Source organism: Rickettsiales endosymbiont of Stachyamoeba lipophora, from assembly GCF_003932735.1.
GTDB lineage: Bacteria > Pseudomonadota > Alphaproteobacteria > Rickettsiales > 33-17 > RICK01.
Genome location: NZ_CP033611.1, coordinates 1,499,340 through 1,514,131, shown reverse-complemented (window position 1 = coordinate 1,514,131; position 14,792 = coordinate 1,499,340). Strand labels below are relative to the sequence as shown.

The 14,792-nt window shown below is 30.8% G+C and carries 14 protein-coding genes; 6 read left to right on the top strand and 8 right to left on the bottom strand.

The features are described from left to right. Positions 1-3 precede the first annotated feature (3 nt). Together EF513_RS06935 and EF513_RS06930 are read right to left on the bottom strand one after the other, a co-directional pair. Positions 4-2,172 carry a hypothetical protein gene (locus EF513_RS06935; protein WP_125216671.1) on the bottom strand — a complete coding sequence of 723 codons (2,169 nt, stop codon included), beginning with the start codon at positions 2,170-2,172 and terminating at the stop codon, positions 4-6. Positions 2,173-2,358: 186 nt separating this feature from the next. Continuing rightward, on the bottom strand, positions 2,359-2,826 hold the full coding sequence (locus tag EF513_RS06930; RefSeq protein ID WP_125216670.1) for a Dps family protein: 468 nt from the start codon (positions 2,824-2,826) through the stop codon (positions 2,359-2,361). A gap of 266 nt (positions 2,827-3,092) precedes the next feature. Between EF513_RS06930 and EF513_RS06925 the strand changes: the two genes are divergently transcribed. Further along, the gene (locus tag EF513_RS06925) at positions 3,093-3,317 is read left to right on the top strand and encodes a ChaB family protein (RefSeq protein ID WP_125216669.1); all 225 of its coding nucleotides are present in this window, start codon (positions 3,093-3,095) and stop codon (positions 3,315-3,317) included. Positions 3,318-3,620: 303 nt separating this feature from the next. On the opposite strand, the gene EF513_RS06920 is transcribed toward EF513_RS06925, so the two are convergent. The 3 genes from EF513_RS06920 to EF513_RS06910 all read right to left on the bottom strand — a co-directional run bounded on the left by EF513_RS06920 (position 3,621) and on the right by EF513_RS06910 (position 6,141). Next, entirely contained in the window at positions 3,621-4,079 is a 459-nt protein-coding gene (locus EF513_RS06920; RefSeq protein WP_125216668.1) for a YbhB/YbcL family Raf kinase inhibitor-like protein, read from the bottom strand. A 604-nt stretch (positions 4,080-4,683) separates the two neighbouring features. Beyond that, positions 4,684-5,883 carry a hypothetical protein gene (locus EF513_RS06915; protein WP_125216667.1) on the bottom strand — a complete coding sequence of 400 codons (1,200 nt, stop codon included), beginning with the start codon at positions 5,881-5,883 and terminating at the stop codon, positions 4,684-4,686. Between the two features lie 15 nt (positions 5,884-5,898). After that, positions 5,899-6,141: a hypothetical protein gene (locus EF513_RS06910; RefSeq protein ID WP_125216666.1), complete on the bottom strand. Its 243-nt coding sequence runs from the start codon at positions 6,139-6,141 to the stop codon at positions 5,899-5,901. A gap of 248 nt (positions 6,142-6,389) precedes the next feature. Between EF513_RS06910 and EF513_RS06905 the strand changes: the two genes are divergently transcribed. The 5 genes from EF513_RS06905 (at position 6,390) to EF513_RS06885 (ending at position 12,872) form a co-directional block, all read left to right on the top strand. Then, on the top strand, positions 6,390-6,968 hold the full coding sequence (locus EF513_RS06905) for an adenylyl-sulfate kinase (RefSeq protein WP_125216665.1): 579 nt from the start codon (positions 6,390-6,392) through the stop codon (positions 6,966-6,968). Positions 6,969-6,978: 10 nt separating this feature from the next. Further along, a complete protein-coding gene (locus EF513_RS06900) occupies positions 6,979-9,309 on the top strand; it encodes a PEP/pyruvate-binding domain-containing protein (RefSeq protein WP_206425196.1) in 2,331 nt (776 codons plus the stop codon). Continuing rightward, a complete protein-coding gene (locus EF513_RS06895) occupies positions 9,297-9,890 on the top strand; it encodes a gamma-glutamyl-gamma-aminobutyrate hydrolase family protein (protein WP_125216663.1) in 594 nt (197 codons plus the stop codon). Before EF513_RS06900 ends, EF513_RS06895 begins: the two co-directional genes overlap by 13 nt. Positions 9,891-9,925: 35 nt before the next feature. Further along, the gene (locus EF513_RS06890) at positions 9,926-10,672 is read left to right on the top strand and encodes a phosphocholine cytidylyltransferase family protein (RefSeq protein WP_125216662.1); all 747 of its coding nucleotides are present in this window, start codon (positions 9,926-9,928) and stop codon (positions 10,670-10,672) included. Between the two features lie 148 nt (positions 10,673-10,820). After that, positions 10,821-12,872 carry a S9 family peptidase gene (locus tag EF513_RS06885; RefSeq protein WP_125216661.1) on the top strand — a complete coding sequence of 684 codons (2,052 nt, stop codon included), beginning with the start codon at positions 10,821-10,823 and terminating at the stop codon, positions 12,870-12,872. A 396-nt stretch (positions 12,873-13,268) separates the two neighbouring features. Here EF513_RS06885 and EF513_RS06880 read toward each other — a convergent pair whose 3' ends face one another. The 3 genes from EF513_RS06880 to EF513_RS06870 all read right to left on the bottom strand — a co-directional run bounded on the left by EF513_RS06880 (position 13,269) and on the right by EF513_RS06870 (position 14,763). Further along, positions 13,269-13,472, bottom strand: a complete 204-nt coding sequence (locus EF513_RS06880; protein WP_125216660.1) for a hypothetical protein — start codon at positions 13,470-13,472, stop codon at positions 13,269-13,271. 375 nt (positions 13,473-13,847) lie between these two features. Then, complete coding sequence (locus EF513_RS06875) at positions 13,848-14,276, bottom strand: ferritin-like domain-containing protein (RefSeq protein ID WP_125216659.1); 429 nt, start codon at positions 14,274-14,276, stop codon at positions 13,848-13,850. A gap of 40 nt (positions 14,277-14,316) precedes the next feature. Further along, positions 14,317-14,763 (bottom strand): demethoxyubiquinone hydroxylase family protein, encoded by a 447-nt coding sequence (locus tag EF513_RS06870; RefSeq protein WP_125216658.1) that lies wholly within the window; start codon positions 14,761-14,763, stop codon positions 14,317-14,319. Positions 14,764-14,792 lie beyond the last annotated feature (29 nt).

The window sequence follows — 14,792 nt, the reverse complement described above, 5'->3', positions numbered from 1 at the left end:
TTGCTACAGTCCGGTATACCAGATTGGAATGCGCGTTTTAATTGCTTCTGCTAGTGTAATATTGCCGCCTCCTAGGCCAGCAGCCTCGCGTTCTTGTTTAATACGGTCAAGCCAAAAGTTAGCCAATTTCTTTTCAGCATCAATAAATTTAGTAGTATCCACACTAGTAACTGACTCTTGGTTATCACCTGGATATTGATAACTATATGGAGTACATTTCCGATAAAGGGTCATTAAGCCTCGTGATACGGCAACTGCACCCACAATTGACATAGGAAGAAATATAGCTTCCTTATCAGGGTTATTAGGATTTAGTGCTGTTTCCCAATTCAATTTATTACTGATAATTAAATCAAGCATCATTTCATTTGCAATCATTGCGCCAGGATAACGCATCTTTTCAGTTCCACCTAGCAACTGGGCTAATTGAACCATAAATAATTCAAGATCAGATTGCTGTTTAGGTGATAGAGAAATAGGATCATTTTTGTCTATACGCTTAAATATCACCGTTCCAGGTGTACATTGTAATATTCCCCTAACCCAAGAAGCGATATCTGCATCAGTAACCTCAATGTTCTTTTTTAATGAATTGATTGTTTTAGCAATCTCATTATAAGCATTAGCATTTGTGTGCATGGGAATAAGAGCAGTTCTTGCCTTTTTTGTTAATCTGTTACGTTCAATTGGGTGATGTTTATCACTAGCAGGAAAGTGCCAGGCATAATCGGCATTTTCTTCTTTACTATCTCCAAGAATACTCTTTTCATTAGCTTGATTACGGCAAGTACGAATAGTTGAGCGATTAGTAATTCTAAGAGAAGCTATGTAGTCTATACAGGAAGAAACGCTATGGGTAAAATCATTCAACAAGGTTTCTCTTGACCAATTATCTTCTATATGAGACTTAAAGCTATTTTCTAAGTTACGTTTAAAATTATCTTTTAACTCTACTTCTCCTAAAATTTTCCATAACTGTGTTCTAAATTGTTCTGCAGTAAACGGAATAAAACCATACATATCTAAATAATCACACAAATTTGGTACGTTTGAGAAAGTACTTTGTTCAATCTCTCTATTAACAATAACGCGGTTATCTTGGTGTAGTATTGATTGATTACCTTTTGATTTTTCTGCATCAATGATTTCTTTTTGTACTATTTTCTCTAAAAAGTCGTTAATAAAGCTTGTTGTAAACTCTTCTTGGCAGGTTTTTTTTGATTCGCCCATAAGTTTTATATATTCATTTTGCACTTTAGTTAGTGGTTTATCAGTATCTTTAATGATTTTATATAGAAGGTTGCTTGCCGCAGAACCATTATTTTCTTTAGCTTGTTGTTCTACCATAGTATTATTAACTATTATGATGTCCTTATACAGTTTCATAGTCTTTTGGTTATGTGCTATTTTCCCACTATTAGTTAAAAGGTTGCCCATTAAAAACTTATTTTCTCTAACCCATGTTGCTACAACATTAATTTCAAATATATATTGCTTATATTTATGTTCAAATATATTCCTAATTTCCTGATGGCGTAATAGATCAGCTGCTATTAGAGGTTTAGGGGGAGTAAAATCTTCGTCTTTTAAATGCTGCTCTGCTATAACCTCAATAGTTTCAGCTATTGTACTAGTTAGTTTTTTTAAAGCGTCAATGATCTCTATAGGTAGCTCATCATCATATTTTGCATATCTTATCAGTTGCCTTGGATATTTAAGGAAAATTTTAATAAAGCCTTGAATTTTATCTATCAGGTTAATATCGTTTTTACATTGAATAATAATTTTTTCTGAAGCTCTCGGATGTTCTTTTACCATTAATTGATCTATAATTACTTCATTAATAGATTTATAGAGTGCATCAGCTACCCAATTAGAGATTATTTCATCTTTTAGTGATGGCCCTTTACTTTTAAGCAAATTACTCTTTAATTTTTGGTATTTATCTTTTACTGTTTTGCTATTAAATAACATTAATCCATATAGATAGCTTGTAAAAGATATGGAAAGTTCTTCATGTTTATTGTTGTATATAGGATCGATTTGTAGGCTTTTATCAAACTTTTCTTTATATTTATCAAATTGTTGCTCTAAACCATCTTGCATATCTTCTTCATCTGATGAATCATCATAATGGATTGCTAATAAATCTTTATCTTCTTCTGTTGTCATAGCTTCCTTGTTCATTGGTATTTTGGTTGGTTTTATCTTGAAAAAAAATAGCAGTTTAATAAAATATTAATATTTAGCAAGAAATATAAAATTATAGCTCGAGCTATTCCAAGCAAGCTATATTTATTGGTGGCTATGTAATTAGTTGAGCAAGAACCTATTGGTTATAGGTAAAGATACAGGCTATTATGCTAAATGGCTTGCTAGCATCCAACATGTTTTTTCATGAGCTTGTAATCTTTCAATAAGTAGATCTTTTGTACCTTCATCCATATTATTATCAAGCAATGTAATTGAATTTCTTAACTCAATTATCATTAATTCATGATCAGAGGAGAGGGCTTGCAGCATTGCATTGGCGGTAAAGGGTAATTCACACTCTTTTATTGTAGAGAGTTTATTAAATTCTATAGTTGTGGCTGGAGTAATATGTCCTAACATACTTATACGCTCAGCAATATTATCAATAGCATCTGCCAGCTCCTTATATTGCAAGCCAAAGAGCTCATGTAGCATTATAAAATTTGGTCCTTTTACATTCCAATGAAAATTTTGTGTTTTAAGATAAATAATATATGTGCTAGCTAATATTTTAGATAGCACGCTTATAGATGTGCTGATACTATCTGCATCTAATCCAATAAATTTTTTCATTATTATCTCCTTAGATTCTCACGTTTAAATTTAAAAATTATAAAATATTTTTAATATTAGTGGTATGGGCGCTTTTTTTCTGTATCTTTTTCTACAACCTATTTGTTAATATATTAACGCTTATCAGTTTCGATTGCAATCTTCGTATGATACTTTGTAGTGATTATTGTTAAAATGAATGTTTTTTAACTTTGATATTTGAGAGATATTAAGTCGTAATCAAGTAATTAGTGAATAAACTGTATTCTAAGTATGGAAGCTTAATTATGCCTTACTCAACAATTGCTGATTTGCCGGATAACATTAAAAATAATTTACCTCAGCATGCACAAGAAATTTACTTGAAAAGCTTTAATAACGCTTGGGAGGAATATAAAGATCCGAGCAAAAGAAAAACCGATGAATCACGAGAGGAAATAGCCCATAAAGTGGCTTGGAGCGCTGTAAAGAAAAAATATCATAAGGTTGGAGATCATTGGGAAGAAAAATAGATAGGATAAATTTACTTCAATAAAATTTATTTTTGATAACGCACCTATTATAGTTCTTATATAGTTTGTTCTTAAGCCTTTATTGATTATAGTAGCAGGCTCATATATTTGCCATTTACCTTTTTATTTATAAATTTTTAAATGCTTAAGCCATCATTATGAAGCCTGCCATTCTAGTATATTAAACGTGCCACAATTGCCATTCAGCCTTGTTGGTTTTTTTAATAGCATTAATTCATCTGATACTATAATGCTAAGAAATGTCACGTAAAAAAGCACAATAAAAACTTAATTCACTAAGTTTTACTTTTGATATCTCCCTATAAGTGCCGCTTGGGCTATTGTATGCCCATCCATAGCTCTTAATATTTCAGCTTTAGTAGAGTTACTTGATAAATCTAGCATTGTATCTAGAGCATAGATTTTAAAATAATATCTATGTTCCTTACCCTTTGGCGGGCAGGGTGGACCATAACCATGATCATTCCAGCTATTTTTAGCTATTACTGCAGAATTAGCTAAAGTGCTGATTATCTCATTTTCTTCTATTCTATTAATATATTTTGAGATATTAAAAGCAATGAAATGATCCCATACTCCGTTTGGCGCATCCGGATCATCAACAATTAAAACAAAAGAATTAGCTTCTTGCGGATAGGATGACCATTCAAGTTCAGGTGAGATATTAGCGCCATCGCAAGTAAACTTCTGTGGTATTATTCCATTATGCTCAAATGATATACTTTTAATTGTAAATCCCATTATTATGCTCCTTTAAAAATCCATATTATGATTATTAAAATAAATTTCAGCTTATATATATTTTAAATAACCACAGTTAATTTTAGTAAGACAGGTAAATAAATAATAAAATTCATTTCTATTCAACTTATGACAATTGATAAGTTAATGGTAGCTAGGTCGTATAAACAAAATTTTGCTAATTAAAGCTTGGAGGGGATTAATTTTTTGATCTTCCAGAGGTTAACTTTTTATGAATTACTATTTTCAATATTGATTCTATAATCTATATTATGGAAAATAATATAATTTTAATAAGTATTTTATTAAAATTACTTAGAGAAAGATTGTAGGATATTCGTGCTTAGTATTCCTTCTTTCTTTTTCAATATCAAAAAAATGCATTCTAAAATTTTATGGCTAGTTATCCCTTGAGGTGGATTTAATTTTTAGCAGCATGCCTGCTTACTTAAGATTAATGATAATTTTGATGCTCAATAAAAAAATGGAAAAGACCTTTTAACATGCTGAATATTATTTAAAACATATAATAAAAGCAGTATTGGGTTTTAATGTATTTACTTGATTGGCAAGCTAAAGATAATGCAGAAGCTAAAAATTAAGATTAAGCATGAAATTTAGGCTTTTTTATAAAGGATAAATCATACCCTATTTCTAAATAAGCCCTTTTTAAATCATGTTTTTCTACTATATCCTCAAAAAGATATTTTTCCCAATCAGGCCATTTTTCATATTGATCTTTAGGTGTAATATCTTTTGTGGTTTGATTGCTAATTCTGCCTTTATTTAAATTTTGTGGGCTGAAAACTTGATCAAGATACTCATCAGTACATTTCAATTGATTATCACTTAAGTAAGAAACTATCCATGAAAAATAGTCTTTATCACTACGCATTCTTTCAAAATAAATTTTGGGTATATCATAATATTTATTTTCATTACCAAACGCAATTGATGCTTGATATTCCCTTTCCATATAAAACAAACATCTATTTCTTATATCATCAAAATCTACTTTAAATTGCTTAGTTAGCCATTGTATTTCGATTTGATAATCTACCATACACTTTGCCACTTTAGCTTGATAATCATTGCTAGCATTATAAGCTATTACCTGTTGGTTTAAGCATGATTCTCTTTTGGTTACCGGATGTCTAGTTAAATCAGCAAGCTTAAATTCATTAATGTTAGTAATCTTAGGGTAATTTTGATGTAGGAGCATTATAGTAGCTCCATGTATATTACCTATGAGCCGTGCATCTTTTATTTTGGTTAACTCACGTAATTCATCCATAATCCATAAGCAAAAATTAGGATTATCTCTTTCACAAGCAGGAATTCTTTTATAAAGCCTTTGAGCTAATTCATTTTCTAATGAATGAAATCCGAAATCTTTCATTTGATTTCTGACCAATAATTTATATATAGCTAAAGCATCTTTGGGATTATTATAACGCAAGTAAGAGTCAATAGGATGATCCACTCCTACCGTGCAAAGGATGTCTGGATGCATATACAGTGATTGAGCAAGCCATACACTACCTGAATTACCCACAGAGGTAACCAAAAACTTTAACTTATCCTTTGAAGCGCTAGGTTTGAAGTAATCTTTTTGAAAGCTAAATTTACCTGAAAGAGTAAAAGCTATAGCATTTTCGTTAGGTGCTAAACCTAATGTGTTTTTTATAAACTGAGTAGGTTTAGGAAGGCTATATAATTTATTTTTTAAAATACATAATCTTTCAAACTGCTCTTTGTTTAAATTTTGTCTTAAATAATTTTTAAATCTAGTGGTAAATTTCATGAAGACAATTACTTATTAAACTTTTCTTGATATCAATTCTACAGTTGGGAGGTTGGCCCCTCTTTCAGTGCTTAATTGGCGCATTTTATCATTTGGTTCTACGATTTTTATTACTTGCAAGCCTTTTTTTAAGCAAGGTATGATTGTTAAATGGCTTATGCCTGCTATCAAATTACTCTTACTAATCGCCTCTTGAGCATAATACGGAAGATAAATATAAGATCTAGTAAGTGAAGAATAATCACATTCAATCTGCATAAAATTACTTGATAAGTAGAAATTAATAATTGACAAATACAAGGATGATTTGCATCTGTCAATTGCAAGTTTGCTTAGTTGGTCGGATAATAGCTCATAAGATAAATTATAAGTGATAAATAATTCATAAAAAGTAATTTATATAATAATACAATTAAAACTAGAAAAATTTATTTTGATTGCAAATTATAATTTAATCATTTATGTGGATATTAAATTAAGAACTTAATTCAAATGCTATATTACTTATGAATAATACAAGTTTAAAGAGCGGTGCTGTAATCTGGATAACAGGACTTGCAGGAAGTGGTAAAACTACCCTTGCCACTTTAATTTATAATGATCTTATTCAGGTGCAGGAAAATATTTTTCCGCTGGTTAAGCTAGATGGTGATGAACTAAGAGAAATATTTGGTGATGATTTAGGATATGATGCTGAAGCTCGCAAAAAATCTGCATGGCGAAATGCAAAATTATGTAAATTTTTAAGCGAGCAAAGCATTAATGTAATTTGCCCTACTATTTCACTTTTTAATGATGTTCAACAATGGAATAGAGCTAACATTCCAAACTATATTGAAATTTTTTTAGATATTGATTTTGATATAATCATTCAAAGAGATCAAAAAAGCCTTTATTCTAAAGCATTAAAAGGTGAAATTAGCAACGTAGTAGGAATTGATATTCAAGCTGAATATCCTACTAATCCTGATTATACTTACACAGCTAATCAACCGATTGAAGGCTTAATAAAAGATATTACGCGCCAATTAAAATTGATTAATTACCCTTCCTTTGGCCATCCTGAAATTTTAATAAAATCATAGAGTATTTATAATGTTTACCTTCTCAACTAAAGCTAATACTCTAGCAGCTCTCTCAACAAAAGTTACAGCTGCCAGGTTGCTCCCTCAATATGTAATTACAGTACAAAATTGGCAAACAAATGCAGAGAGCATATTACAAAAACTACAAAGCGAATGTGAATGGCATAACCAGCTTTTAGTAGTAAGAAGTAGCGCTTTAGTTGAAGATACTGAAGATAACTCTATGGCAGGAAAATTTTCTTCTTTTCTTAAAATTAAATTTGGTGATGAATTAAAACAAGCTATAGGTGATGTAATTGCTTCTTATGGCAATGAAGTTAATCCTTTAGATCAAATACTGATTCAACCTATGCTTAATGAGGTTAATATCAGTGGCGTAATCTTTAGTATTGATCCTAATAGTATGGGGAATTATTTAGTAATTAACTACGATGATTTTAGTGGATCTACTGAATCAATAACCAGTGGAAACGCCAGTTGTGCTAAAACTTATTATCATTATCGTAATGCAGATTTAGAGTTACTCCCCCCTGCTTTAAAGTTATTAGCTAAATTAGTTGAAGAATTAGAGCATATTACAGGTGTTAATAAGCTTGATATTGAATTTGCTGTAGCTCACAATGAACTATATTTATTACAAGTAAGGCATCTAATTATACAAAATGCAGAGCTGGCTAATAACCAGCATGATTTGAGATTAATTCATGAAGTTATTTCTACTAAAATGCAGCCTCAACCTCATTTGCTAGGTCAGCAATCAATTTTTGGGGTAATGCCTGATTGGAATCCGGCTGAGATTATTGGTCTTAGACCTAAGCCGTTAGCTCTTTCAGTTTATCGCGAAGTGGTAACTGACGCAATATGGGCATATCAACGTCATAACTACGGATATAGAGATTTAAGAAGCTTTCCACTCATGCTCTCTTTTGGTGGTATTCCTTATATTGATGTTAGGGTAAGTTTTAATTCTTTTATTCCTCGGGATCTTGCAGAAAATATAGCAGAAAGGCTAGTTAATTATTACCTAGATAGGTTAAGAAACAACACTGATTTACATGATAAAGTAGAATTTGAAATTATTTTTTCTTGCTATACTTTTGATTTGCCGGAACGAATTAAAATATTAACTGATTACGGCTTTTCAAGTCAAGACCAAGAAAATATTACCAGCAGTTTACTTAAAATTACTAATGATATAATTCATAGTAAAAAGAATTTATGGAAATTAGATTTAGAAAAAGTAAGTAACTTACAAGAAAGAAGAGCTTCCCTGCTTAATAGCGGTCTAGATCCCCTCTCAACTTTATACTGGCTTATTGAGGATACTAAGAGATATGGAACCTTACCATTTGCAGGCCTTGCCAGAGCAGGTTTTATTGCCATTCAATTGCTTAATTCTTTGGTTGATGTAGGAATATTTTCTAAGGTTGATCGTGAAGCTTTTATGGCCTCAATCAACTCAGTTAGCTCACAAATGAACAGGGATCTGTATTTATTACCAAAACAAGCGTTTTTAGAAAAATATGGGCATTTACGTCCCGGTACTTATGATATTATGTCTTATAGATATGATGAAGCTCCTGACCTCTATTTTGATTGGGAAATGAGCAAAAAAGTAGTTCCAAATGATAATCATAAAAAGTTTAATCTAAGCTTAGATCAAATAAGAAAAATTGATAAGATGCTTAAAGCCCATTCAATGAATGTAGATATAATAGAGTTTTTTGATTTTATTACAGCAGGTATTGAAGCTAGAGAATATTCTAAATTTATCTTTTCAAAAAATCTTAGCGATTTTATGTTAATATTTGAGAAATACGCTAATAATTACGGACTAACTAGAGAAGATTGTTCTTATATACCTATTAGTACTATCATTGATCTTTATCATAGCTGTGAAGACCCAGAAGAAAGTTTAAAAACAGCTGCCGAGCAAGGTAAAAAACGATATAATAAAACTAAAAATATTAATTTACCTCCCCTGATTACTAATCCAGATCAAGTATGGTCTTTTGAGCTGCCCGCTACTCAACCGAATTTTATTACTCAAAAAAAATGTACAGGAGAAGTTCAGTTTTCTATAAATCCTGAAACTTTACATGATTCAATAGTTTTAATTCCTAGTGCTGACCCTGGATATGATTGGATTTTCACTAAAGATATTAAAGGTTTTATTACCAAATATGGTGGCGTAAATTCTCATATGGCAATTAGAGCTGGTGAATTATCAATCCCTGCAGTTATTGGCGCAGGTGAAGTATTATATGAGCGCTATCAACAAGCTAAAATTTTAGAAATTGATGCGTGCAATAAAAAGGTAGAAATCTTATGTCTAAAATAATTGCTCTTACTCAAAGAGTAGATTTTATAACAGACTATAATGAAAAGCGTGATGCTATTGATCAAAGAATTAGCAAACTACTTTTTAACTGTGATTATATTCCTTTACTGTTACCTAATGATTTGGCAATTGCTACCGTCTTATTTAATATTTATAAACCTTCAGGTATATTACTTTCTGGAGGAGGTGATTTGGCCAATTATGGAGGAGCATCTCCTGAAAGAGATGAACTGGAAAACTGGCTGATCAAGCAATCTATCGATAATAATTTACCTCTATTAGGCATTTGTCGCGGGATGCAAGCAATAGGCAATCATTTTGGAGAAAAATTAGAGCAACTGAAGAACCATGTAGCTACTACCCATACTATTAATGCTAGCCGAGAAGTAAATAGTTTTCATAATTTTGGGTTTGTTGAGCTTAAAACCCAAAATTTCATTGCTACACACTTAGCAAATGATGGTTCAATTGAAGCTTTTAAACATAATTCATATAATATCTACGGTATAATGTGGCATCCTGAGCGAGAAGCAATTGTAACAAGCGAAGACTTAAATTTAATTAGAGAAATTTTTGATTAGATTGTGTTGGGAAAGAACTTTTTTAGAGAGAAGATATGAAAGAAAATATTAGGTTTGTAATGCTTGCAGCAGGGCGTGGCAGCAGGTTGGAAAATATTACTGATAATCATCCTAAATGCATGACCGAAATTGGTGATAAATCGCTTATAAAATCTCAGTTAGAAGTTATTAAAAATTTTTCCAACCAAGTAGCAGTGGTAACAGGATACCTAGCTCATGTACTTGAGGACCACTTAAGTGGCGATAACATAAATTTCTTTCATAGCAACAATTGGCAGCAAAGCAATATGGTATCTTCGTTATTATGTGCTCAAAGCTGGTTTAAAGATTCGACTGTTATAGTTTGTTATACTGATATTTTATATAGCAAAGACGCGATTGAAAAGCTTATAGCAACTAAAGGTGATATAGTCATTCCTTATTATACTAAATGGAAAGAGTTATGGAGCAATAGATTTACAAACCCATTAGATGATTTAGAATCATTTAAAATCACTGCTGATCAAAATTTGATTGAAATAGGCAAAAAAGCTTCTTCTCTACAGGATATCGAAGGTCAATTTATGGGTATCATGAAATTTACCGCCCAAGGCTGGAACCAATGTATAGACTTACTTAATAAATTAGATAATAAAGAAATTGCAAAACTAGATTCAACTAAATTACTTAATAGGCTTATAATAGAAGAGCAACCTATTAAAACTATAGCTATAAATGATTTTTGGTTAGAAATTGATAGCAAAAATGATTATGCCTTATATAAAGATATAGTTTTAAGCTGATCTATACCCCCTCTTCCACTTTACAGTATAGTACTTTACTTTTTTACAACAACAATATAGCAATTTCATCATACGGTTGACATGCTTGCCTTTAATCGTTTATGACAAAAGAGATATAGTATAAAAAAAAGAGCAAAAGGTTTAAGTAATGTTACCCCCTAAAGCAGCAAAAATTGAGTTTATTCATCAACATCATAATGATAAGCGAGTAGATTATTACAATTGGTTAAAAGATCCTAATATTTTAAGCTCTAAAAATCAAAAAATAATGGAGCATTTGAACAAAGAAAAAAATTATGCCCAAAACTTTTTTGACCAAGATAAAAATTTACAAGAAGCCCTTTTTAACGAGCTAAAGGGTCGAATTAAGCTAGAAGATCACACTGTGCCTATTCAGTATGATAACTATTGTTATTATGCAAAAATTGAAGCTAATCAAAATTATTATGCTCATTTTCGTTATCATCAAAATAATCCTTCTCAGCACAAACTATTATTAGATGAAAACGAGCTGGCAGCAGGGAAAGAGTTTTTTTCTTTAGGTGAGCTATCAATTAGCCATGATCATGAACTAATGGCCTATACAACCGATGTATGTGGTAATGAAAGGTATAGCTTAAGCATTAAAAACCTAGAAGATAATAAGCTTCTTGATGATAGCATAGATAATACAATTGGCAGCGTGGTATGGAGTAATGATAACCAAGGATTCTTTTATATTATATTAGATCAAGCTTGGAGGCCTTATCAGGTTAAATATCATTTATTAGGAAGCAAAAATTCTCAAGATAAAATTATATTTACTGAAAATGATGAAAAATTTTTTGTAAATATTGATCAATCAAGCGATAAAAAATATTTGGTAATATATTCGGAAAGCAAAACAGCCTCGGAAATTTATTTTCTTTCACTTGATAGGTATGACAATAGTCTAGTAAAATTTTATGATCGCAAATGCAATCATTTAATCCACTTGGATCATGGTAATAATGAATTTTATGCTTTAATTAATGATACTGGTCGTAACTTTAGATTAATTAGAACTCAAAATCACCTTATTGATCAAAAAGATTGGGTTGAGATAATTCCTGCAACTAATGAAACTTATCTTAATACATTCATGCTTTATCATGGATTTATTGCCGTTCAAGCAAAAATTAATGGTATTAATCATTTAAAATATAGCCAATATAATGATTTTAATTGGCTTGAGATTAAGCTCAATCAAGCAGTATATTCTGCAAAATTGAGCCAAACCTCATATCATATTGCTAAAATAAGGTTTAATTATTCCGCTCTTAATACTCCTTTATTGGTAATGGAATTTGATCTACATACCCATAAATTAGATACACTAAAACAAGTTGAAATCCCTTCTGGTTTTAATTCAGAACTTTATAGGGTGGAACGAATATTTGCCCCTTCAAGTGATGGGGTAATGGTGCCTATATCATTATTATATAAAAAGGAACTATTTAAAAAAGATGGCAGCAACCCATTATATTTATATGGCTATGGATCATATGGCATAGGTATTGATCCGGGGTTTAATACTAATATCATCTCTTTAGTAGACCGCGGTTTTGTATATGCAATTGCTCACATTAGGGGCGGTGATGATTTGGGTTTTGAATGGTATGAGCAAGCAAAATTCCTAACTAAAAAGAGAACATTTGAAGATTTTATTGCGGCAGCACAATATTTAGTTAACCAAAATTATACTAAAGCGGGCAATATAGCCATAATGGGTGGCAGCGCTGGTGGGATGCTGGTAGGAGCTTGCTTGAATATGCATCCTCAATTATTTAAAGCAGTTATCGCTCATGTACCGTTTGTGGATGTTCTAAACACCATGCTTGATGATACCTTACCTCTTACGACCGCTGAATATCTTGAATGGGGTAATCCTACTAATCAGGAATTTTATGATTATATCAAATCTTATTCGCCTTATGATAATTTAAAGTCTGGTATTTTTCCTAATCTTTATGCCACCACCAGTTTAGGCGATACTAGAGTTGCTTATTGGGAACCAGCTAAATGGATCGCTCAAATTAGAGAAATTAATCAAGGTAACAGTATTATTTTGTTTGATATCAATCTTAATGCCGGCCATGGTGGAGCCTCTGGGCGTTTCGAAACTCTCAAAGAGAAAGCTAAAGAATACTCATTTATTCTAAAAACTTTTAATCTAAATTAGCGCTAAAAAGTTAAAATTTATTTATTTGTATAATAAAATCTTTTTAAACCTATAGAGATAGCGAGATAAAAAGATTTTTAGAAAAAATAAAGTTTAAAGCTTTTCAAGTGAAACTTAAGTCATGCGCATTTATCTGGATGAGAAGTAAAGTTAAGATTTTGATATATTTTTAACTAAAATTAAATGGTCATTTTGCAGAAATAATAATTTCACTTGCAAAAAGCTAATCAGCATTTCAGTTAAAATATTTTATATTGGTTCTATATCACGATAAGTACGCATAACTTAATAATATACTCAAGTTTTATGGCTGCTGTCTCAATAAGTATTTTTATTTGTTATTTAGTCAAATTTTTCTCAAGTGGGCTATTAGATAAGTTATGCTTCTTCTCTATCTCAAAGTGCTTGATCTATTTTTGAGATTCCTTTTTTTAATATTATCCTAGGTGCATTATCTGCTGCTATTAAGGTGGGATTACGATAGCCATGTCTATTATAAAAAGTAGTAGTATCTAAATTTTTTACATCTTCTATAGCATCTTGAAACTTACTACGATAATTTAATTTATCTTGATCGTCCTTACTATTAAGATTGCTCATTGCATTACTCACATGTTAATTATACAACACATTAAATATAAAATTAATATTTAAGTCGATTTAATAAAACTAAGTAATTGTTAAATTTAACAATTAACAATTCAAAACAAGAATTAACCTAAAATTTAAACTAATACATTAAATATCAGGCTGAGAAGCTAGACTTTATAAAGATTAAGTGGAATAGCAAGTATTAAAATTGTGGTGCTAGATATATAGATATATCGGACGACAACCCAACAATATAAGGGTAATATGTTAGGTTTGTAGTAGCAACATTAATATGAAAATTACTAACGCATATTGCTCTACAGTTAATTCTTAAAGTTGTAACGTAATTTAGTATTATAAATTTACATAACATTAATGAAAAGCTCAAGTTATATGAATATCCATATAATTTTTATATCTCTCTTCGTCTTTTAAATGATTTTGTACAATGGCACGAATATCTTTTGAATATATCTTTCTATTATTTGAGGCTTCTTTATATTTTTTTAGCACCATATTTTCTGTAGTCTGGATAGCTTTCAAGGCTCCTTCCTGCCCCTCTGCCATGCTTATAACGCTGGCATATCCCAAGAGGAGCGTACCTTTAATATTTTTCATTTCAATAGGTTTATTACCGGTTTTTGCTGCAAGTTTAAATAACAGCTTACTATGATTTCTATGATCATCAGCAATTTCTTGTAATTTGCTCTTTACTTTGGCATCTTCTATATATTTAAGTACATCTTGATAAATTTCCGCTGCAGCTAGCTCATGTCTATATAGGTCAACAACTATGTCATGCTCTTTAACCATTACTTCTTCCTTCAGGTCATATAATAGGTTTTTAATAAACTTATATTAAACTTTTAATATACTGATTGTATTTCTCTTCTTCTTTTAAATGCGTATTAATTAATTCTAGAGATTCTTTTGAAATATTTTCGGTTGAAGCAGTTCTATAATGTTTAACTATATCCTCTTCTACAGTTTGAAGAGCCGTTAAAGCCCCATGCTGGCCTGCCATGCTTCGCAGAGCAACATAACCTGCTATAATAGTTCCTTTAACATTTTTTATCTTGCTAGGTTTAGAGCCTGTTAATATAACTATTTTATTAGAAAGATTTTCTATATGTTTTTCATGATCTCTTAAAAAGCATGTTAGGTTTTCTCTAATTTCAGGATTGTCAATTTTTGCCATAATATCATGATATACTTTTTGTACCGTAAGTTCATGTTTATATAAATCAGTTATGACCTTTTTTTCAGTTACCATACCAGTCCTTAAGTTAAAGTTAAACATAAACTAAGGGCGTTAACGCCCTTAGTTTA

Excerpts from the sequence above, each read along its gene's own strand:
- EF513_RS06935 (WP_125216671.1), bottom strand. The coding sequence starts at position 2,172 with ATGACAACAGAAGAAGATAAAGATTTATTAGCAATCCATTATGATGAT.
- EF513_RS06930 (WP_125216670.1), bottom strand. The coding sequence starts at position 2,826 with ATGAAAAAATTTATTGGATTAGATGCAGATAGTATCAGCACATCTATA.
- EF513_RS06925 (WP_125216669.1), top strand. The coding sequence starts at position 3,093 with ATGCCTTACTCAACAATTGCTGATTTGCCGGATAACATTAAAAATAAT.
- EF513_RS06920 (WP_125216668.1), bottom strand. The coding sequence starts at position 4,079 with ATGGGATTTACAATTAAAAGTATATCATTTGAGCATAATGGAATAATA.
- EF513_RS06915 (WP_125216667.1), bottom strand. The coding sequence starts at position 5,883 with ATGAAATTTACCACTAGATTTAAAAATTATTTAAGACAAAATTTAAAC.
- EF513_RS06910 (WP_125216666.1), bottom strand. The coding sequence starts at position 6,141 with ATGCAGATTGAATGTGATTATTCTTCACTTACTAGATCTTATATTTAT.
- EF513_RS06905 (WP_125216665.1), top strand. The coding sequence starts at position 6,390 with ATGAATAATACAAGTTTAAAGAGCGGTGCTGTAATCTGGATAACAGGA.
- EF513_RS06900 (WP_206425196.1), top strand. The coding sequence starts at position 6,979 with ATGTTTACCTTCTCAACTAAAGCTAATACTCTAGCAGCTCTCTCAACA.
- EF513_RS06895 (WP_125216663.1), top strand. The coding sequence starts at position 9,297 with ATGTCTAAAATAATTGCTCTTACTCAAAGAGTAGATTTTATAACAGAC.
- EF513_RS06890 (WP_125216662.1), top strand. The coding sequence starts at position 9,926 with ATGAAAGAAAATATTAGGTTTGTAATGCTTGCAGCAGGGCGTGGCAGC.
- EF513_RS06885 (WP_125216661.1), top strand. The coding sequence starts at position 10,821 with ATGTTACCCCCTAAAGCAGCAAAAATTGAGTTTATTCATCAACATCAT.
- EF513_RS06880 (WP_125216660.1), bottom strand. The coding sequence starts at position 13,472 with ATGAGCAATCTTAATAGTAAGGACGATCAAGATAAATTAAATTATCGT.
- EF513_RS06875 (WP_125216659.1), bottom strand. The coding sequence starts at position 14,276 with ATGGTTAAAGAGCATGACATAGTTGTTGACCTATATAGACATGAGCTA.
- EF513_RS06870 (WP_125216658.1), bottom strand. The coding sequence starts at position 14,763 with ATGTTTAACTTTAACTTAAGGACTGGTATGGTAACTGAAAAAAAGGTC.